Annotated in this window: 17 protein-coding genes; 12 read left to right on the top strand and 5 right to left on the bottom strand. The window is 40.3% G+C overall.

Going from position 1 to position 16591, the window contains the following annotated elements:
* Positions 1 to 202: 202 nt before the first annotated feature.
* Positions 203 to 1525, top strand: coding sequence for an argininosuccinate lyase (gene argH / locus CSV68_RS01710; RefSeq protein ID WP_099661331.1), 1323 nt, complete (start codon positions 203 to 205; stop codon positions 1523 to 1525).
* A gap of 41 nt (positions 1526 to 1566) precedes the next feature.
* Here the strand turns inward: argH and brnQ are convergent, their stop codons facing one another.
* Together brnQ and CSV68_RS01700 are read right to left on the bottom strand one after the other, a co-directional pair.
* Positions 1567 to 2886 carry a branched-chain amino acid transport system II carrier protein gene (brnQ, locus tag CSV68_RS01705; RefSeq protein ID WP_099661330.1) on the bottom strand — a complete coding sequence of 440 codons (1320 nt, stop codon included), beginning with the start codon at positions 2884 to 2886 and terminating at the stop codon, positions 1567 to 1569.
* Between the two features lie 111 nt (positions 2887 to 2997).
* The gene (locus CSV68_RS01700) at positions 2998 to 3777 is read right to left on the bottom strand and encodes an enoyl-ACP reductase FabI (protein WP_099634994.1); all 780 of its coding nucleotides are present in this window, start codon (positions 3775 to 3777) and stop codon (positions 2998 to 3000) included.
* Positions 3778 to 3978: 201 nt separating this feature from the next.
* Between CSV68_RS01700 and argC the strand changes: the two genes are divergently transcribed.
* From argC to CSV68_RS01675, 5 genes are all read left to right on the top strand, one after another.
* Complete coding sequence (gene argC / locus CSV68_RS01695; RefSeq protein WP_233192835.1) at positions 3979 to 5013, top strand: N-acetyl-gamma-glutamyl-phosphate reductase; 1035 nt, start codon at positions 3979 to 3981, stop codon at positions 5011 to 5013.
* 39 nt (positions 5014 to 5052) lie between these two features.
* Entirely contained in the window at positions 5053 to 6276 is a 1224-nt protein-coding gene (argJ, locus tag CSV68_RS01690; RefSeq protein ID WP_099661328.1) for a bifunctional glutamate N-acetyltransferase/amino-acid acetyltransferase ArgJ, read from the top strand.
* A complete protein-coding gene (gene argB, locus CSV68_RS01685; RefSeq protein ID WP_099661327.1) occupies positions 6239 to 7018 on the top strand; it encodes an acetylglutamate kinase in 780 nt (259 codons plus the stop codon). Before argJ ends, argB begins: the two co-directional genes overlap by 38 nt.
* A complete protein-coding gene (locus CSV68_RS01680; protein ID WP_099634990.1) occupies positions 7015 to 8145 on the top strand; it encodes an acetylornithine transaminase in 1131 nt (376 codons plus the stop codon). The genes argB and CSV68_RS01680 overlap by 4 nt, the downstream gene beginning before the upstream one ends.
* 205 nt (positions 8146 to 8350) lie before the next feature.
* Complete coding sequence (locus CSV68_RS01675; RefSeq protein WP_099661326.1) at positions 8351 to 9892, top strand: NlpC/P60 family protein; 1542 nt, start codon at positions 8351 to 8353, stop codon at positions 9890 to 9892.
* A 43-nt stretch (positions 9893 to 9935) separates the two neighbouring features.
* On the opposite strand, the gene CSV68_RS01670 is transcribed toward CSV68_RS01675, so the two are convergent.
* Entirely contained in the window at positions 9936 to 10391 is a 456-nt protein-coding gene (locus CSV68_RS01670) for a hypothetical protein (protein ID WP_099661325.1), read from the bottom strand.
* Between the two features lie 325 nt (positions 10392 to 10716).
* Positions 10717 to 11688, bottom strand: a complete 972-nt coding sequence (locus tag CSV68_RS01660; protein WP_099634986.1) for a DMT family transporter — start codon at positions 11686 to 11688, stop codon at positions 10717 to 10719.
* 133 nt (positions 11689 to 11821) lie between these two features.
* On the opposite strand from CSV68_RS01660, the gene CSV68_RS01655 reads away from it, so the two are divergent.
* From CSV68_RS01655 to CSV68_RS01640, 5 genes are all read left to right on the top strand, one after another.
* Positions 11822 to 12712 (top strand): LysR family transcriptional regulator, encoded by an 891-nt coding sequence (locus tag CSV68_RS01655; protein ID WP_099634985.1) that lies wholly within the window; start codon positions 11822 to 11824, stop codon positions 12710 to 12712.
* 68 nt (positions 12713 to 12780) lie between these two features.
* Positions 12781 to 13338, top strand: a complete 558-nt coding sequence (locus tag CSV68_RS01650) for a DUF420 domain-containing protein (protein ID WP_099634984.1) — start codon at positions 12781 to 12783, stop codon at positions 13336 to 13338.
* Between the two features lie 110 nt (positions 13339 to 13448).
* A complete protein-coding gene (locus CSV68_RS01645) occupies positions 13449 to 14447 on the top strand; it encodes an Era-like GTP-binding protein (RefSeq protein ID WP_099661323.1) in 999 nt (332 codons plus the stop codon).
* 15 nt (positions 14448 to 14462) lie between these two features.
* Positions 14463 to 14612, top strand: coding sequence for a hypothetical protein (locus tag CSV68_RS17110; protein WP_158231548.1), 150 nt, complete (start codon positions 14463 to 14465; stop codon positions 14610 to 14612).
* Positions 14613 to 14624: 12 nt separating this feature from the next.
* Positions 14625 to 14837: a cysteine-rich CWC family protein gene (locus tag CSV68_RS01640; protein WP_099634982.1), complete on the top strand. Its 213-nt coding sequence runs from the start codon at positions 14625 to 14627 to the stop codon at positions 14835 to 14837.
* A 13-nt stretch (positions 14838 to 14850) separates the two neighbouring features.
* Here the strand turns inward: CSV68_RS01640 and CSV68_RS01635 are convergent, their stop codons facing one another.
* A complete protein-coding gene (locus CSV68_RS01635) occupies positions 14851 to 15351 on the bottom strand; it encodes a ferritin (protein WP_099634981.1) in 501 nt (166 codons plus the stop codon).
* 188 nt (positions 15352 to 15539) lie between these two features.
* Here CSV68_RS01635 and cobT point away from each other — a divergent pair, with 188 nt between their 5' ends.
* The gene (gene cobT, locus CSV68_RS01630) at positions 15540 to 16577 is read left to right on the top strand and encodes a nicotinate-nucleotide--dimethylbenzimidazole phosphoribosyltransferase (protein WP_099634980.1); all 1038 of its coding nucleotides are present in this window, start codon (positions 15540 to 15542) and stop codon (positions 16575 to 16577) included.
* Positions 16578 to 16591 lie beyond the last annotated feature (14 nt).

Below are 16591 nucleotides of genomic sequence, written 5' to 3'. Positions count from 1 at the left end.
CATTGTCATCACTCATTCATTTGTAGTGAAATCATTATCCCATAGCTATACGGTTTATGCAAGAAAGTACTACATCACTCAAAGTAGAAAATTGTCGTCTACTGTGTCAAAATAAAAGAATAGAAAAGATACGAGATACTAATGAACATAATTTCTATACAATTATACGTATAAAAATACGAATTGAGAGGTTTGATGAATAATGAAACTTTGGGGCGGACGTTTTAGTAGTAAAGCAGATGAGATCATGGAGAAGTTTAATAGCTCCTTACCGGTTGATTATCGATTATATAGAGAGGATATCGCGGGTAGTATCGCGCACGTAACGATGCAAGTTCATTCAGATTTATTGTCACCTGAGGAAGGTGAGTTGCTAGTGAACGGCTTGCAGTCGATTTTGGCGGATATCGAATCGGGCGAATTACTAATTGAAGGTAATTATGAAGATATTCATTCGTTTATTGAAATGAATCTGACGGAGCGAGTTGGGGAGACGGGTAAGAAATTGCATACAGCCCGTAGTCGAAACGATCAAGTAGCTGTTGATATGAGACAGTATGCTAGAAATCAAACTTCTGTTGTCATGGATGCGCTGCAGGTCTTAATTGATTCACTTGAAGCGAAAGGAAAAGCAAACAACGTTATTATGCCGGGCTATACACATTTGCAACGCGCGCAGGTCGTCACTTTCGGACATCATCTAGGTGCTTATGCACAAATGTTCAAGCGCGATAAAAAACGTGTACAAAATGCTGCTGAGATTCTGAATGAAAATCCACTTGGCTGTGGTGCGCTTGCTGGTACGACGCATGATATTGATCGCCAGGTGACGACCGCATTACTAGGGTTCGATAAGCCGGTAGATAACTTTCTTGACGGGGTCAGCGATCGTGACTATTTAATAGAATTGATGTCCGACTTCTCGTTAATCATGATGCACATGAGTAGATTGAGTGAAGAGCTTATTCTTTGGAGTAGCCAAGAGTTCCGCTTTATCACGATTTCAGATGCTTACTCAACAGGAAGTAGTATAATGCCTCAAAAGAAAAATCCGGATGCGGCAGAACTGATCCGTGGTAAAACAGGACGAGTATATGGTTCTTTATTCGCTTTACTGACGACGTTGAAGGGTTTGCCATTAACATATAATAAAGACATGCAGGAAGACAAAGAACAATTCTTCGATGCATTAGATACTGTTCTTGACTGCTTGGAAATCATGTCTAAAATGATCGACACTCTACAAGTAAATGCAGAGCATATGAAAGCTGCAATTAAAGGTGGATTCTTGAATGCGACAGAAGTGGCCGACTACTTAGTCGCAAAAGGTACGCCATTCCGAGATGCTCATGAAATCGTTGGAAAAATCATCATTTATTGTGAACAAGAAAACAAAGCAATTGAAGATCTTACAGTGGGAGAACTCAAAAAGTTCAGCGGCCATATCGAGGATGACATCTATGAATATATCGATTACGAATCCATTATTACAAAAGGGAATAAGGGATTGATGAAAGAAATGTAATAAGTATATAAAAAGCCTGCGGAATGTCCGCAGGCTTTTTACTATTCAACGCGAGGCTTACCTTGAACGGAAGCGACAATAAAACCTATTGCGCCAAACGCTATAGCAGGCAAAATCCAACCGACGCCTTGCTCATATAAAGGTAAGAATTCCAATATATATGTAACCGGTACCAGATCGATATTGAATGCTCGTAACACATCAAAGAATCCAATAAGACCTGCTGCTAGTAAACCGTAATTATATACTTCATGATAGCCTTTAAATAACGGGTGTAACAATCTAAAGGTAATTAAGACAATGGCTAGAGGATATACTCCACCTAGTACTGGAATCATCACTGCAAGCAACTGCGTGAGGCCGACATTCGCGACTATCGTAGAAAACAAACAAATAATAAAGACGAACGCTTTATAAGAAATCTTAGGAGCGATTTTAGAAAGATAGGTAGCACTTGCAGTCGTCAATCCAACCGAAGTCGTTAAGCAAGCTAGTGTTACTGCAAGCCCAAGTAAGTATAAACCGTTATTACCCATCAAGGCATACGCAAGTTTTGCTAAAATATCTCCGCCGTTCGTTGCGCCTTCCGCTACAGAGCGGCTTGTCATCCCTAAATAGGCTAATCCAGCATAGACGAAACTCAGCCCGATAACTGCGATAGATCCTGCTTTCATCGTAATGGAAGTAATCGCTTTTCTATCTGTAATACCTTTCGCCTTCACGGCATTAATGACGATAATAGCGAAGACTAGCGCTGCCATTGCGTCCATTGTTCCGTATCCTTCAATAAATCCTTTGTAAAAATAATCTTCTGCATAAGATCCTTGTGGCACGCCCGCTTTGCCTACGGGATTAATAATACCCGTCACGACAATGAACGTTACGATAGCTAGCAATATCGGAGTTAAAATACTTCCGAAGCGATCGACTATTTTATTCGGCTTAAATGAGAGCCAAATCGTCACCGCAAAAAATATAATGGAGAAGAGCATCAATGCTAACCTAGAATACGAATCCGGTACAAATGGTGAAACGGCTATTTCGAATGAAACAGTCGCTGTACGCGGAACACCGAAGAACGGTCCAAGTGCTAAATATATAACTAATGGAAATATCATGGCGAATACAGGTGATGCTTTTCCAGCTAAATCATTTAATTGATTGCCACTCATAGTGACTGCAATTATGCCAAGATAGGGAAGGCCGACTCCTGTAATTAAAAAACCAGCCAGCGTGATCCATGTTTGTGTTCCTGCTAGTTGACCTAGCAGCGGTGGGAAAATCATATTTCCAGCACCAAAAAAGAGAGCAAACATCGTCAGCCCCAATTTGAACGTATCGAATTTGGTAAATCTATTCATTTGAAATTCCTCCTGAAGTACTTTGAAAAGTGTATGTATTTCGATAATTAATTGTATTTTTGTGGAAAGAGCTCATAAAAAAGGATTCTCCTAAGAGAATCCTTAATAAGATTACCCCATAATGTGGTAGCCAGCATCCACATAGATAACTTCACCTGTCACACCACTCGATAAACTACTTAGCATCGCCACAGTCATATCTGAAACTTCTTCAGGTTTGACATTACGTTTTAGTGGCGCGCGTTCCTCAATTTGACTAAGGATGGTATTAAAGGAAGGAACACCTTTTGCGGACAATGTACGAACCGCTCCGGCAGAGATTGCATTGACACGGATATTTTGTTCACCTAGCTCAGATGCTAAGTAGCGTACAGAAGCTTCAAGAGCTGCTTTTGCAACACCCATTACGTTATAGCCTTCAAGAACTCGTTCCGCTCCTAAATAACTCATCGTAATGATCGCTCCACCTTCTGTCATATAATGACGGGCTTCACGTGCTGCCGCTACCAATGAATATGCACTAGAATCTTGTGCGAATGCATATCCTTCACGAGTCGTTTCCACGAATGGATTATGCAAGTCTTGTTGATGTGCAAATGCGATGGAGTGAACTACGCCATGAATAACACCAACGTGTTCGCCAATCGATTTGAAAGCTTGCTCTATGCTCTCATCACTATTCACATCACACTGTACAATTTGTGTGGCTGTAAATTCACTTTTAGCTAAAGCTTTTTCTAATTTATCACGAGAGCGATCTTTACGGTATGTAAAAATGACATTCGCACCAACGGAGAATAATGCTTTTGCGACTCCCCAACCAATACTACGTTCATTTGCCACACCCATAATCACAATGTTTTTACCGGATAATTTTAATAAATCTACCATAATAGCCTCCTGAAAGTTTCTTATTCATTTGATCATATTATACTCTCCATAATAATAACATATAGTGAAGAGGAAGTTATAGATTTTCTATATAAGAACGAAAAGAGAATTTATAAATAGACTGTTAATAAATAAAAATACAGTTGACTTTATAATTATACATCCGTATACTTGTCTTTAATGAATAAAGAGGTGAGGGCGTTGAAGGTTGGAATCGTAGGAGCGTCTGGATATGGTGGCCTAGAGTTGATACGGTTGCTGCAAAACCATCCGGAAATTGAACAGATAGATTTATTCACTTCCTCAGAAGTGGGAACGGTCTTTTCTCAAAAATATCCACATCTTGTGAATATTCACGATCAGCCGATGAAGGCTATAGAACCTGAACATATTAGCAAGTTGGACACAGTTTTTTTCAGTACACCAGCTGGCGTTACAACTACGTTACTTCCTCCATTGGTGGGAGCAGGTGCTAAATTGATCGACTTATCGGGAGACTTTAGACTGAAAGATCAAGCGGCTTTTGAGCAGTGGTATCAAAAGGATGCACCACCACTTGAACACTTGGAGAAAAGTGTATACGGACTTCCAGAATGGAATAAACCGAACATTGCGGATGCAGAGATAATTGCGAACCCAGGATGTTACCCGACAGCGGTTCTTCTATCTTTACTGCCGTTATTGAAAAATAATTTAATTGACGGTAGCCGATTAATTATTGATGCAAAAAGTGGTATATCTGGTGCAGGCAACAAGCCAAGCCAAGCGACCCATTTCAGTGAGACGAATGAAAATTTCTCTATATATAAGATTCATCAACATCAGCATATACCGGAAATTGAACAGGCAATGAATATATTTGCAGATCAACCTGAACCTATTACGTTCACAACGCATCTTGTTCCTATGACAAGAGGTATCATGACGACGAGCTATGCGGAAGTGAATGGACAAGTTACGGAAGAACAGCTTAGAAGTTGCTTGCAAGAAACATATAAAGATAGTCCGTTCGTTCGTATTTTGACAGACGTACAAAAGGTCAGTACGAAACAGGTGTATGGCTCCAACTATTGCGATATCCATGTCAAGGTGGATCCACGAACGAATCAAGCAACGATTATAGCAGTCATTGATAATGTGGTGAAAGGCGCCGCTGGACAAGCTATACAAAATATGAATATTCAATATGGTCTACCTGAAAAAACAGGGATCGATATTATTCCATTATGGATTTGAACTATTAATTTGAACACAAGAATTGAGGGGAGCACTACTATGGAAACCATCGAAAGCATGAAGCGCATCTCGCGTAAAAATATTATCTCACCAAAAGGATTCAAGGCAGTCGGCATCCACTGTGGGCTAAAACATAAGAAAAATGATTTGGCTCTACTAGTCAGCGAAGTTCCAGCGAGTGTTGCGGGTGTCTTCACAACGAATGTAATCCAAGCGGCTCCACTTCAAGTCACAAAAAAAGTCGTCTATGAAACGCAAAAGATGCAGGCGATTGTCATAAACTCCGGTAACGCGAATGCATGTACAGGTAAGCAAGGTATGCAAGATGCAATGACTATGCAACAAAAAACCGCTGAGCACTTAGGAATCGATTCCAATCTTGTAGGCATTGCTTCTACAGGTGTGATCGGTGAACAAATGAATATGGTCCCTTTACTATCCGGTATTGAAAAGCTTCAACCGATGGACACATTAGAAGGTTCCATTCAATTTTCACAAGCGATTTTAACTACAGATACCGTAACGAAAAATACTGCCTATGCAACGGTGATCGATGATCGTGAAGTCGTGGTAGCGGGTGTTGCAAAAGGTTCAGGAATGATTGAACCGAATATGGCGACAATGCTTGGCTTCATCACAACCGATGCCAATATCGAATCTGAACATTTACAAACAGCGTTAAAAGAAATTACAGATGTGACATTCAACTCTATTACGGTAGATGGTGATACATCAACGAATGATATGGTACTTGTTATGGCAAACGGACTAGCGGGTAACCACTCATTAACTCCAGATCATCCCGAATGGCAATCTTTCGTCGATGCATTGCATGCTGTATCACGTGATTTAGCGAAAATGATTGCTAAAGATGGGGAAGGTGCTACTAAATTGATCGAAGCGAAAGTGACAGGTGCAGTTTCGGATGAACAAGCACGTCAAATCGCAAAATCTGTAGTAGGCTCACCGCTTGTCAAGACGGCGGTATTTGGTTGTGACGCCAACTGGGGAAGAATTATTGCAGCCATCGGATATAGCGGTGCCACATTAGATCCTGAAGATATCAAAATCTATATCGGCGATACAGTAGTAGTAGAAGGTGGGGAACCTATTCCATTTTCAGAAGAGAAATTGTTGATTTATCTTAAACAGCATGAAGTGAAATTTGCAATAGAACTAAACCAGGGAGCTGGTCAAGGAATGGCATGGGGGTGCGATCTTACTTATGACTACGTCCAAATCAACGCAACATATCGTACGTAAAAGACAGGTTATTAAACTAGGTGGCAGTATGCTAGACGAATTGAGTGATAATTTTTTCCAGGGTGTGAAAAAATTACAGCAAGATGGTGTTCAAGTAATTATTGTTCATGGTGGGGGACCAAACATTAATCAAGAGCTTGAAAATCGTGGAGTCACTTCGACTGTTGTTAAAGGGTTCCGTGTTACGTCTGCTGAAGCAATCGACATCGTCCAGTCGATCATAATTGGCCAAGTGAATCCAGCGCTCGTTCATCGCTTCAATAGCGAAGGGGTCAAAGCGGTTGGATTAAGTGGATTCGATGCGAACTTATTTACGTGTGATGTACTTGATTTTGAAACGTATGGTTATGTGGGAGAGATTAAAACCGTTAAAACAGAAGTTGTAGATACGCTTTTGGATGCAGGAATAATTCCAGTTATTTCGTGTATCGGTGCAACCGTATCTGGAGATCCATTGAACGTTAACGCGGATACAGTCGCAAGTCGAATAGCATTAGCTGTCGAAGCCGAAAGTTTATTATTGGTGACAGATACATCTGGAATCCGGATTCAAGATCAGCCTCAGACAGAAGTGCAACCGCAAGCTATTTATGGCTGGATTAAAACAGAAGATATCTACGGAGGAATGATTCCGAAAGTCATGGCGGCAATTGATTGTCTAGAAGCGGGTATTCCATCTGTACAAATCGTCTGTCAGGAATTAAAAGGCACGGTCATTACCAATGAGGAGGCAATTGTGTGACGTATTTATTCAATAACTACGCAAGACGTGCGGTTCATCTCGTAAAAGGACAGGGGACCGTAGTGACAGACGATAAAGGGAAGGATTATTTAGACTTTACTAGCGGCATCGCGGTCGTCAGTTTAGGACATGCTCATCCTGCAATCGTTAAGGCATTGCAAGAACAAAGCGAAAAGCTATGGCATACTTCCAATCTATTTGAAAGTCCAGAACAGGAAAAACTAGCTGAATCATTAACAAAAGGTACGGATCTATCCTATGCATTGTTTTGTAACAGTGGTGCCGAAGCGAATGAAGCGGCGATTAAATTAGCGCGTAAACATACAGGCAAGCACCATATTTTATCGTTTAAACAGTCATTCCATGGGCGGACTTTTGGCGCGATGGCTGCCACGGGGCAGGATAAAATTCAACAAGGATTTGGTCCGATGCTTGAAAGTTTTGAAGCGTTGCCATTTAATGATGTCGAAGCTTTGAAACAAGCGACTAACGATAACGTGGCTGCTATCATGCTGGAAGTCATCCAAGCGGAAGGTGGAGTTAACACTATCGAACCGGCTTTCGCTGAAGCGGTTATGGCTGCATGTAATGAACATAATATCCTTCTCATTATCGATGAAGTACAGACAGGGATTGGACGGACAGGAACACGTTATGCCTACGAGCAAACTGCACTAAAACCTAATATCGTCTCATTGGCTAAAGGCCTTGGTGGCGGCTTCCCTATTGGTGCATTGCTAGCTGGTGAAGAGCTGTTCCATACATTCGGACCTGGTACACATGGTACAACTTTTGGTGGAAATCCTTTAGCCGTTTCAGTTGCTCAAACAGTAGTCGATCATATATTTGATCCTGCATTCTTAAAGGATGTTCAAGAAAAATCTACGTATCTGAAGCAACAACTTCAGTCAGAACTTCCAAAAGATAAGTATTCGATTCGCGGAAAAGGTTTATTAGTTGGGGTTCATTCAACTAAAGAAATCGCTCCATTTATCCAAGAGGCCGAAAAACAAGGATTACTACTTGTACCTGCGGGAACGAATGTCATCCGTCTATTACCACCACTGACAGTTTCAAAAGAAGAAATTGACCAAGCGATAGCGATATTAAAGAATATATTAACGTAATAGCAAATTGAATTAAAGTAGTCTGCGAACTGCTATTCAGTAAACAAAAGATCTCCATGAAGTCTCAACACTTCATGGAGATCTCTTTTTTTGCGTGGGTATAAGTTAAGCTCAGTTACACTTATTTGAATTCTTTCTATACAAAGAATTATCGCTCAGGTATAGTTAAGGCAAAACTACCTAAAAGAATGGAAGTGTCCTAGACTTGAAACAGATATATGCAATAGCACTAACTATAATGCTGGTCCTATATGCAATCCCCACCACCTCACTTGCCAACGTCTTCCAAGATGTGCGACCTCAGCACTCGGCAGCTGATGAAATACACTATCTAGTTGAAAAAGAAATCATCATAGAAAAACCAAACACTAAATACCGTGTAAACGAACCGATCACACGCCTCGAAGCTTCAGGTATGATCCGACGTGCGCTGAAAATCCCTGTAGATAATAGACCAGATGCAAAACTGTCGGATGTAAAGTTGTCTCATCCACACTACGCACTCATTGCCACAATGGTTGATGAAGGTATTTTCATGGGCAATGAGAAAAAAGAATTTCAACCGTATGGTAATTTGAAACGTGGACAAATGGCGGCGGTATTCGTTCGCGCATTCAATCTGACAGGCAAATCGACGTATCGATTTCGTGATGTACCTACAACGTATTGGGGGTTATCCGACATACAAAAACTATCTGTAAATGCCATTACGACAGGTTATTTGGATAACACGTTTAAGCCAAATCAAACGTTAACTCGTGGACACTTTGCAGTATTTCTGGCACGAATTCTTGAGCCGGACTTCAGAGAGCAACCTGCCTGTTACAAGCCGAATAACACTCCCGTTCAAACAGTCAATGTACCTGTTACGACACTTTGGAAAGAGCCAGGAAAGTCGCGAACAGTAGATGCTTATGCTACAAACAAAACACCTGATATCACGAAATGGATTGCTACAATGAGTTTACGTGAAAAACAATGGCTAGTAGGTAAATTAGAAACCCAAGCACTATATGGTCAAACAGTTAAAGTCCTGCAAACAAAAGGGGACTGGGTTCAAGTGGTTGTAACAGATCAAAGCTCCCCCAAAAATGCAGCAGGCTACCCAGGATGGATGCCGAAGAATCATCTAACGGCAGTATATCCTAACTATGCAACATGCGACACAGCCATGGTGACGACGAAATCAGCTACACTTACGATGGATAAAAACGGTAAACAACCTCATCGTTCAATTAGCTTCAACACGACATTGCCGATCATGGATGTTATGGATAATAAACTTGCTGTCCAGACACCTGCTGACGGAGTGAAGTACGTGGATAAAAGTGCAGTGAAAATAGTAGGAGCGGATGGTGTCATGCCAAAGCCTACAACCCAGCAAATCATGGATACAGCCAAGCTCTTCGATGGATTACCGTATTTATGGGCAGGTACTTCAGGATTTGGCCTAGATTGTTCCGGATTCACATACTCGGTCTATCGTCAGCATGGAATTGATATACCGCGTGATGCATCTGTGCAAGCATTGAACGGAACGTTAATACAGAAAAATGATCTACAACCCGGTGACTTAATGTTCTTTGCTTATAATAAAGGTAAAGGAATCATTCATCATGTAGGGATGTACGCAGGGAACGGTCAAATGATCCATGCGCCAAACCCTAAGCGTACTGTGGAAATCATCCCAATGACAGTGGAACCGTATAAGTCAGAGTATGTTTCAGCTAGAAGATATTTAAAATGAAAAAGCGCACAGACAACTGATGTCTGTGCGTTTTTCATCTATATTACAAGTTTCCTTCATACAATATATTATCGTCATTCAAATCAATAACTTTTAAATAATTATCTTCTTTTATGAAGATACTCTTATATACCTTTTGTCCGCTTTCATTTTCATACAGGATGATACGTTTGTTCTGATTATCCACTTCCACTTGTGCTATTAACTCATTCATCGGAATATGCTCTGCTAACACTTCAGCTTCTTCATGTCCTAACAAGTTAGAATTAGAAGGTTCGTATGATGCTTTTGGTTCTTCACCAGGCACATCTTCTACAGGTGCTTCTTCCTGAGGAGCTTTAGTGTCGGCAGGTTTAGTACCTTCAAGTTCTGCTGATTCTTCCTCAGGCTCTATCTCATCAACTGAGATGTCTTTATCTTCTACAGGTTTTGCTTTCTGATCGTTACTGCACGCAACCAAAAATACAGCGAGTGCAGGTAAAAGCCACCATTTTTTCATATACATTCACTCCTGTTTATCTTATTTCATGTGTTGACAGTGTAAAAGCTTATGTTAGATAAATCAATTAACTCAACTTAAATGATCATATTAAAGAGGAAATACAACTGTAAAAATAGAATGAGTAAAGTAGGATATAAATATAAAAAGTTCCAGTATTTCATGAATAACATAAGGGGAACTATTATGGAAATTATTGTGCCTTTAGATAGAACGAATATGGGATTTAAAGTTTCGCATCAAATAAACAAAGACACATTCCAAACTTTTGGAATGTGTCTTTGTTTTTATGTTTCAATTAATATAGTAGATTTCTAACGTAGAATTATACACTAGGTTGCATACTATGTTTTTTATATTGACGGGCTTCATCTTTGCGTTTTTGCTGAATACGAAGGAATATGTTATTTCCTAATAGCGCCGCGATAATAAATACCGTACCAATATAATCAAAAATAGTTAACTGATATCCTTGTATATAGGAAATCACCAGTGTGGTCACCGGCACGAAATTAATAAACAACAGACCATTCAATGGAGACAAGATACGTACGCCAACATTCCAACCTACTAACGCGATAATACCTGGGAATACAATCATAAACAACATGTGCGGTGTTACCACTTGTAATGTTTCTACAGTTGGGACAGAAATGTAACCTGTCAACGTTACGAAGAATACCACTATACATGCAGTTAATGTACCAAGTAAACAGCTCAAAGTAGAATAACGCAATGCGGACCATTCACTAAATCGATTTCCACCCATTGTATAAATGACCCAGCCGATTACCGCTATGAAGATCAGTAATGAAGGGACGATGTCATCTGTTGCTGTGAAGAAGGTGCGTAAGTCACCTTTTGTGATCACGAGCATTACACCGACAAATGCAGTAAATACACAAGTCAGCGTGAAGCCATGCGGTTTGTGTCTACTAATCATCCATACAATAACAATAGAAATCATCGGCATCATAGCCTCTGAAATGGACGCAACCATTGTTCCAGGTTGTCCCATTAAGTCTTGCCCCCAGAAAATAAAGAGGTTATAGACAACGAATGCCATCGTTCCGAAGAACCAAAGCGATAAGCCTCTCTTTTCAAATCGAAAAGCTTCCTTTCCTTCTTTAAACCATAGTATGCCGACAAGTAGTAGTGTTACCGAAACGTAACGAATTAATGTGAAATAAAATGGGTCGATATTTTTGAACGCGCTATTGGCAACTGGGAACATTGCACCCCATGACACACTGGCTATAAAGCATAGAAACGCTCCCCAGATAATTTTATTTTTCAACAGACGCAACCTCCTTGAAGTACTATCTCTAGTAAACACCATATTGGACATCACGTAAAACGAATAATAATGATGACTACTATCAATTTTATTGATATCATATAAATAACAGTACTTTACTAGGAGGCTAACTATGGAATTTAAAGACTTAGAGATATTCCAGATGGTCGCAGAGAAGGGAACAATCACGGCGGCAGCGAAAGAATTAAGCTATGTACAGTCAAATATCACATCCCGTATACAGAAGCTCGAAGCTGAACTAAAGACGCCATTGTTTAATAGACATAACCGGGGGATGATCTTGACGCCAGAGGGGAAACGTCTTCTCATCTATAGTGAGAAAATTTTATCGCTAACTAATGAAATGAGAAAAGTTGTGCAGAATGACAAAGAGCCTTCAGGAAAGCTCGAGCTAGGCTCTGTAGAAACTGTCATCAAATTGCCGATTATTTTATCGAGATATAATAAGAAATATAAACAAGTCGATATTTCATTATTGACAGGTGTAACAGAAGGGTTGCAGTTTAAGGTTCTTCACCATCAACTTGACGGGGCTTTCATATCGGAAGGTACGATGCATCCTGACCTAGCTGTACATGATGTGCTCGAAGAAGAGCTCGTGCTACTTTCGAGTAAACCGTTCCAATCCATTGACGATATTAAAGATGAGCCAATCCTTTGTTTTAGAAAGGGTTGTGGTTATCGGGCACGCCTAGAGTCATGGCTTGAAGATGAGCAATTTAAGCCAACGAAAATGATGGAGTTCGGAACATTGGAGACGATCCTTGGAAGTGTAGCAGCAGGATTAGGTGTGACATTCGTTCCAAGATCAACAGTTTCCCACCTGTTAGATCAGGGGTTAGTTTATTGCTATCATCTGCCGCCAAAATACAGCCAAATTAAAACGGTTTTTGTACGACGTGCAGATTCCTATTTGACACCTACTATTGCCAAGTTTATAAAAGTTATTGATGAATTCAGAGAAGAAGCAGATGAGCAATTTCAAAAATCGACACAAATTTGACCTGCATAGCGTGTTACGTATGATACGATATAAGGTAGTTATGAATATAGAATTAGGAGTGCTACTAGATGAACTATACGAATCAAACAACACCGCCTGCAAATTTCAAAAAACGGAATTACCGTCCGGCGATTATCATTATTTCGGTCATTCTCATCGGTGCAATTGGCATCTTAGCAGGGATGCCGGGTGTAGAGAATTTCACAGCATTCGATATTACAATCTTACCTCTATTGAATGCCATATTTAACAGTTTCACTTTCATATTTCTCGTCTGTGCATTAGTGGCGATTTTGAAAAAGAATATCAAACTGCATGAACGCTTTATCTACGCAGCGTTTAGCACAACCGCTCTATTTTTAGTGACGTATGTCGCATATCACTTTTTATCGGAGTCTACACCATTTGGCGGTAGTGGTTTCTTAGCTGGATTCTATTACTTCATCCTGTTCTCACACATTGTGCTAGCAGCTGCAATCGTTCCATTAGCATTAACAAGTGTCGCAAGAGCATGGAATATGGAGATCCCGCGTCACCGCAAAATTGCACGCTGGACGATGCCTATTTGGTTATATGTTAGTTTCACCGGAGTACTTGTGTATATCTTGATTTCACCGTACTATTAAGTAATTAGATAAATAGCGTAGGGCATCAGTCAAAAGAGAGTGAATGACTGATGCTCTTTTTCACAATAAGGTAGTCAGAATAATCAAATTTAACAGAGGGAAGTGCTACAATGAAAACACCGAATTTCATGTCAGATGAATCATTTGATGAAGTGTTTAAACAAGAATCTGATCTAATCAATGAGCAATTAAAAAAGGAAATCCTTATTGCATTGGTAGGGGACGTCAATGCGGGGAAGTCGTCCACACTAAACCGTCTGATGCAAAAAGATGTAGCGGAAGTGGGAGCGCAACCTGGGGAAACGAAGGAAGTTAAAAAATTTTATTACACAGATAATATACTGTTTGTTGATACACCAGGACTTGATGATATTTATCAAGAACATTCAAATGAGACGCTGAAATTTTATAATCAAGCAGATGTGATTCTTTTCTTCTTGAATGCTGCGGGTACGGTATTGTCAGATACGGAACTAAAATCATTGAATAAAATAGCCACGCTTAACAAGAAAATCATTCTCGTGCTAAATAAAATAGATGCAGCTGATGATATTCCGAGTTTATTGAACTATGTTTTGGAGCATACTGGGTTTGCCTATCCAGTTATTCCTATCTCGTCAAAGACAGGGGAGCAAATGGAATTTCTGCAAAAAGAAATTCTTCAGCAATTAAAAGATACCAATAAAGATCTTTTACTCGCAGCAAACATGGCTGATAAATCGTCCATTGCCAAACGATGGATTCTCGCAGCCGGTGCATCAGCTGCTGCAATTGGAGCAGTTCCCATTCCGGGTGCTGACTTTATCCCGTTGACAACATTGCAAGTGGGCCTCATGTTGAAGTTGTCTACATTATATGGAAAACCGATTACGAAAGACCATGCCAAAGAGCTTATTATAGCAACCATAGTAGGGAATGTTGGAAAAACGGCTTTCCGTCAAATTGTTAAAGTGATTCCAGGTGCGGGAATGGTCGTTGCCGCAAGTGTGGCCGGATCTATGACGGTGGCGCTAGGTTTTGCAGTGAAATACATGTATGAAAATAATATGGAACTCACACCTGACACATTGAAAAAAGTATATGAAATATATTTGAAAAAACAAAAGTAAAAAGGGGCGGAATGTATGGAGTGGTTTAACTACGCAACATTTGTGGTCGCTTTACTAGCAGGTTTGTATTCAATGGAAAGTATGAAACGAAATAAGGAATTAGAAGATCGTGTAGAAGAGTTAGAGAAGAAAAATACGGCCGAGTTGGACAAGCATCGGTTGTAGAAAGGGGAATATATGAAAAGCGAATGTCCGATTTGCAGGGGGAATAACTTGTGTGGTACTACAATCGCGAGTGATGAGCGTTGCTGGTGTACTAAGAAGCACTTTCCGGAAGAAGTGTTTCGACAAATACCAAAAGAAGAACTACACAAACAGTGTATATGTGAAACGTGTTTGAACCATATCACGGAAATAGAACAGGCAAGCAAGAGGTCTATGGACCGCTAACTTGCCTGTTTTTTTATTCGGCTTCGAATGAACGTGTAGAAATTTCTTTCTCGTATATGAACAGTGCGTTTTTATCTTCACGGATACGCTTTAAATACTCGATATGTCTATCGAATGTCGCTTCCTCTTCTACTTGCTCGTCAAGGAACCAATTCAAGAAAGAAATCGTTGCGTGCTCTTTTTCTTCCCATGCCATATCCATGATTTGATAAAATGATTTTGTTACTTCTTTTTCTTGTAATAATGCCACTTCAAACGTGTGTACTAAGTTATCAAAAGAAGTAGCTGGTGCAGGTGTTTCTGTAATAATCGCACGAATCCCACGATCATTCAAATAAGTATAAATTTTCATTGCGTGATGACGCTCCTCTTCTACTTGTTGTAGAAAGAAGTGCGCAAATCCGTTGTAATTGCGATATTCACAGTAAGATGCCATGGATAAGTAGGTTTGTGCTGCGGCGAATTCATTGTTCATTTGTTCATTCAACGCTTGTGCTAATTTTTCACTAATCATGTGGATCGCCCCTTTTCTGATAGTAATGTAACTAGCGTAATGTGTGCCATATCCGCTAACTACAGTATACCTTTAAACGACATTCTTTGCATACTAGATATTTAATTGGATACACATTATAGTCTACTGATATACTTAAAAGAGAACTAGAAGAATACTTATACATATTTAAGAAAGAAGGTCATCACTTGAAACAGTATACGATCCCTGCATTAAACACATCAGCTGGAGTGGAAGCGAAGGCATATGTAGATACACTGACGAAACCTGTTGGAAGTTTAGGGAAACTTGAAGAAATTGTGATTACATTGGCTGAGATACAAGGTCGAAAAATACCTAGCATTAATCAATTAGGTGTAGTAGTATTCGCAGCAGATCACGGAATTGTAGAAGAAGGGATTTCCGCATTTCCGCAACTTGTTACACGTCAAATGGTAGAGAATATGGCGGTAGGTGGCGCGGCAATCAATGTATTCAGCAGACAGCAACAAGCAGAGTTTTCATTGGTTGACGTGGGTGTAATAGGGGACTCATTTCCAGAACCGGTGAAAGACCGGAAGATTCGACAAGGGTCAGAGAACTTCTTACGCACCGAGGCGATGACCCAGGAAGAAGTGGAAAAGGCACTGACGATTGGCTATGAAGAAGCGATAGCATTGTTTGAAAAAGGTGTGGATTGCCTAGTAGTAGGGGAAGTTGGAATCGGTAATACAACGACAAGCAGTGCTGTAGTGGCGGCTATAACAGGACTAGATCCAGCAGAACTAGTTGGTTACGGAACAGGAATATCGTCTGATCAACATCTTCATAAAATTAAAGTAGTTCGGGAGGCACTAGCTCTTCATCAACCTAATCCTTTAGACGGCTATGATGTGCTACGTAAGGTCGGCGGTCTAGAGTTGGTAGCCATGGTAGGGGCGATGCTTGCGGCAGCTTCTAAACGCGTTCCCATTATCTTAGATGGCTTTATCTCCACTGCGGCAGCTTGTGCAGCGGAGACCATAAGCAAAGGCGCAGCTGGATATATGTTGCTTGGTCATCAATCGATGGAACCTGGGCACCAAAAAGCATTTCAATACTTAGAAAAAGAACCTATATTGTCCTTGTCTATGCGTCTAGGAGAAGGCACTGGGGCGGCAGTTGCGTTCAGTATCATTCAATCAGCTGTATTAATGGTCAATGAAATGGCAACCTTTGAAAGTGCTGGAGTTTCCGGAAAGAATTAATAAAAAAGGGAAGA

The sequence above is a fragment of the Sporosarcina sp. P29 genome (assembly GCF_002743265.1).
Classification (GTDB): domain Bacteria; phylum Bacillota; class Bacilli; order Bacillales_A; family Planococcaceae; genus Sporosarcina.
The sequence above is the reverse complement of the archived record's forward strand: the minus strand, read 5'-3'. Positions and strand labels throughout refer to the sequence as shown.

Bases quoted from the DNA above. Each gene is read 5' to 3' on its own strand.
- argH (WP_099661331.1), top strand. From the start codon at position 203: ATGAAACTTTGGGGCGGACGTTTTAGTAGTAAAGCAGATGAGATCATG.
- brnQ (WP_099661330.1), bottom strand. From the start codon at position 2,886: ATGAATAGATTTACCAAATTCGATACGTTCAAATTGGGGCTGACGATG.
- CSV68_RS01700 (WP_099634994.1), bottom strand. From the start codon at position 3,777: ATGGTAGATTTATTAAAATTATCCGGTAAAAACATTGTGATTATGGGT.
- argJ (WP_099661328.1), top strand. From the start codon at position 5,053: ATGGAAACCATCGAAAGCATGAAGCGCATCTCGCGTAAAAATATTATC.
- argB (WP_099661327.1), top strand. From the start codon at position 6,239: ATGACTACGTCCAAATCAACGCAACATATCGTACGTAAAAGACAGGTT.
- CSV68_RS01670 (WP_099661325.1), bottom strand. From the start codon at position 10,391: ATGAAAAAATGGTGGCTTTTACCTGCACTCGCTGTATTTTTGGTTGCG.
- CSV68_RS01655 (WP_099634985.1), top strand. From the start codon at position 11,822: ATGGAATTTAAAGACTTAGAGATATTCCAGATGGTCGCAGAGAAGGGA.
- CSV68_RS01650 (WP_099634984.1), top strand. From the start codon at position 12,781: ATGAACTATACGAATCAAACAACACCGCCTGCAAATTTCAAAAAACGG.
- CSV68_RS01645 (WP_099661323.1), top strand. From the start codon at position 13,449: ATGAAAACACCGAATTTCATGTCAGATGAATCATTTGATGAAGTGTTT.
- CSV68_RS17110 (WP_158231548.1), top strand. From the start codon at position 14,463: ATGGAGTGGTTTAACTACGCAACATTTGTGGTCGCTTTACTAGCAGGT.
- CSV68_RS01640 (WP_099634982.1), top strand. From the start codon at position 14,625: ATGAAAAGCGAATGTCCGATTTGCAGGGGGAATAACTTGTGTGGTACT.
- CSV68_RS01635 (WP_099634981.1), bottom strand. From the start codon at position 15,351: ATGATTAGTGAAAAATTAGCACAAGCGTTGAATGAACAAATGAACAAT.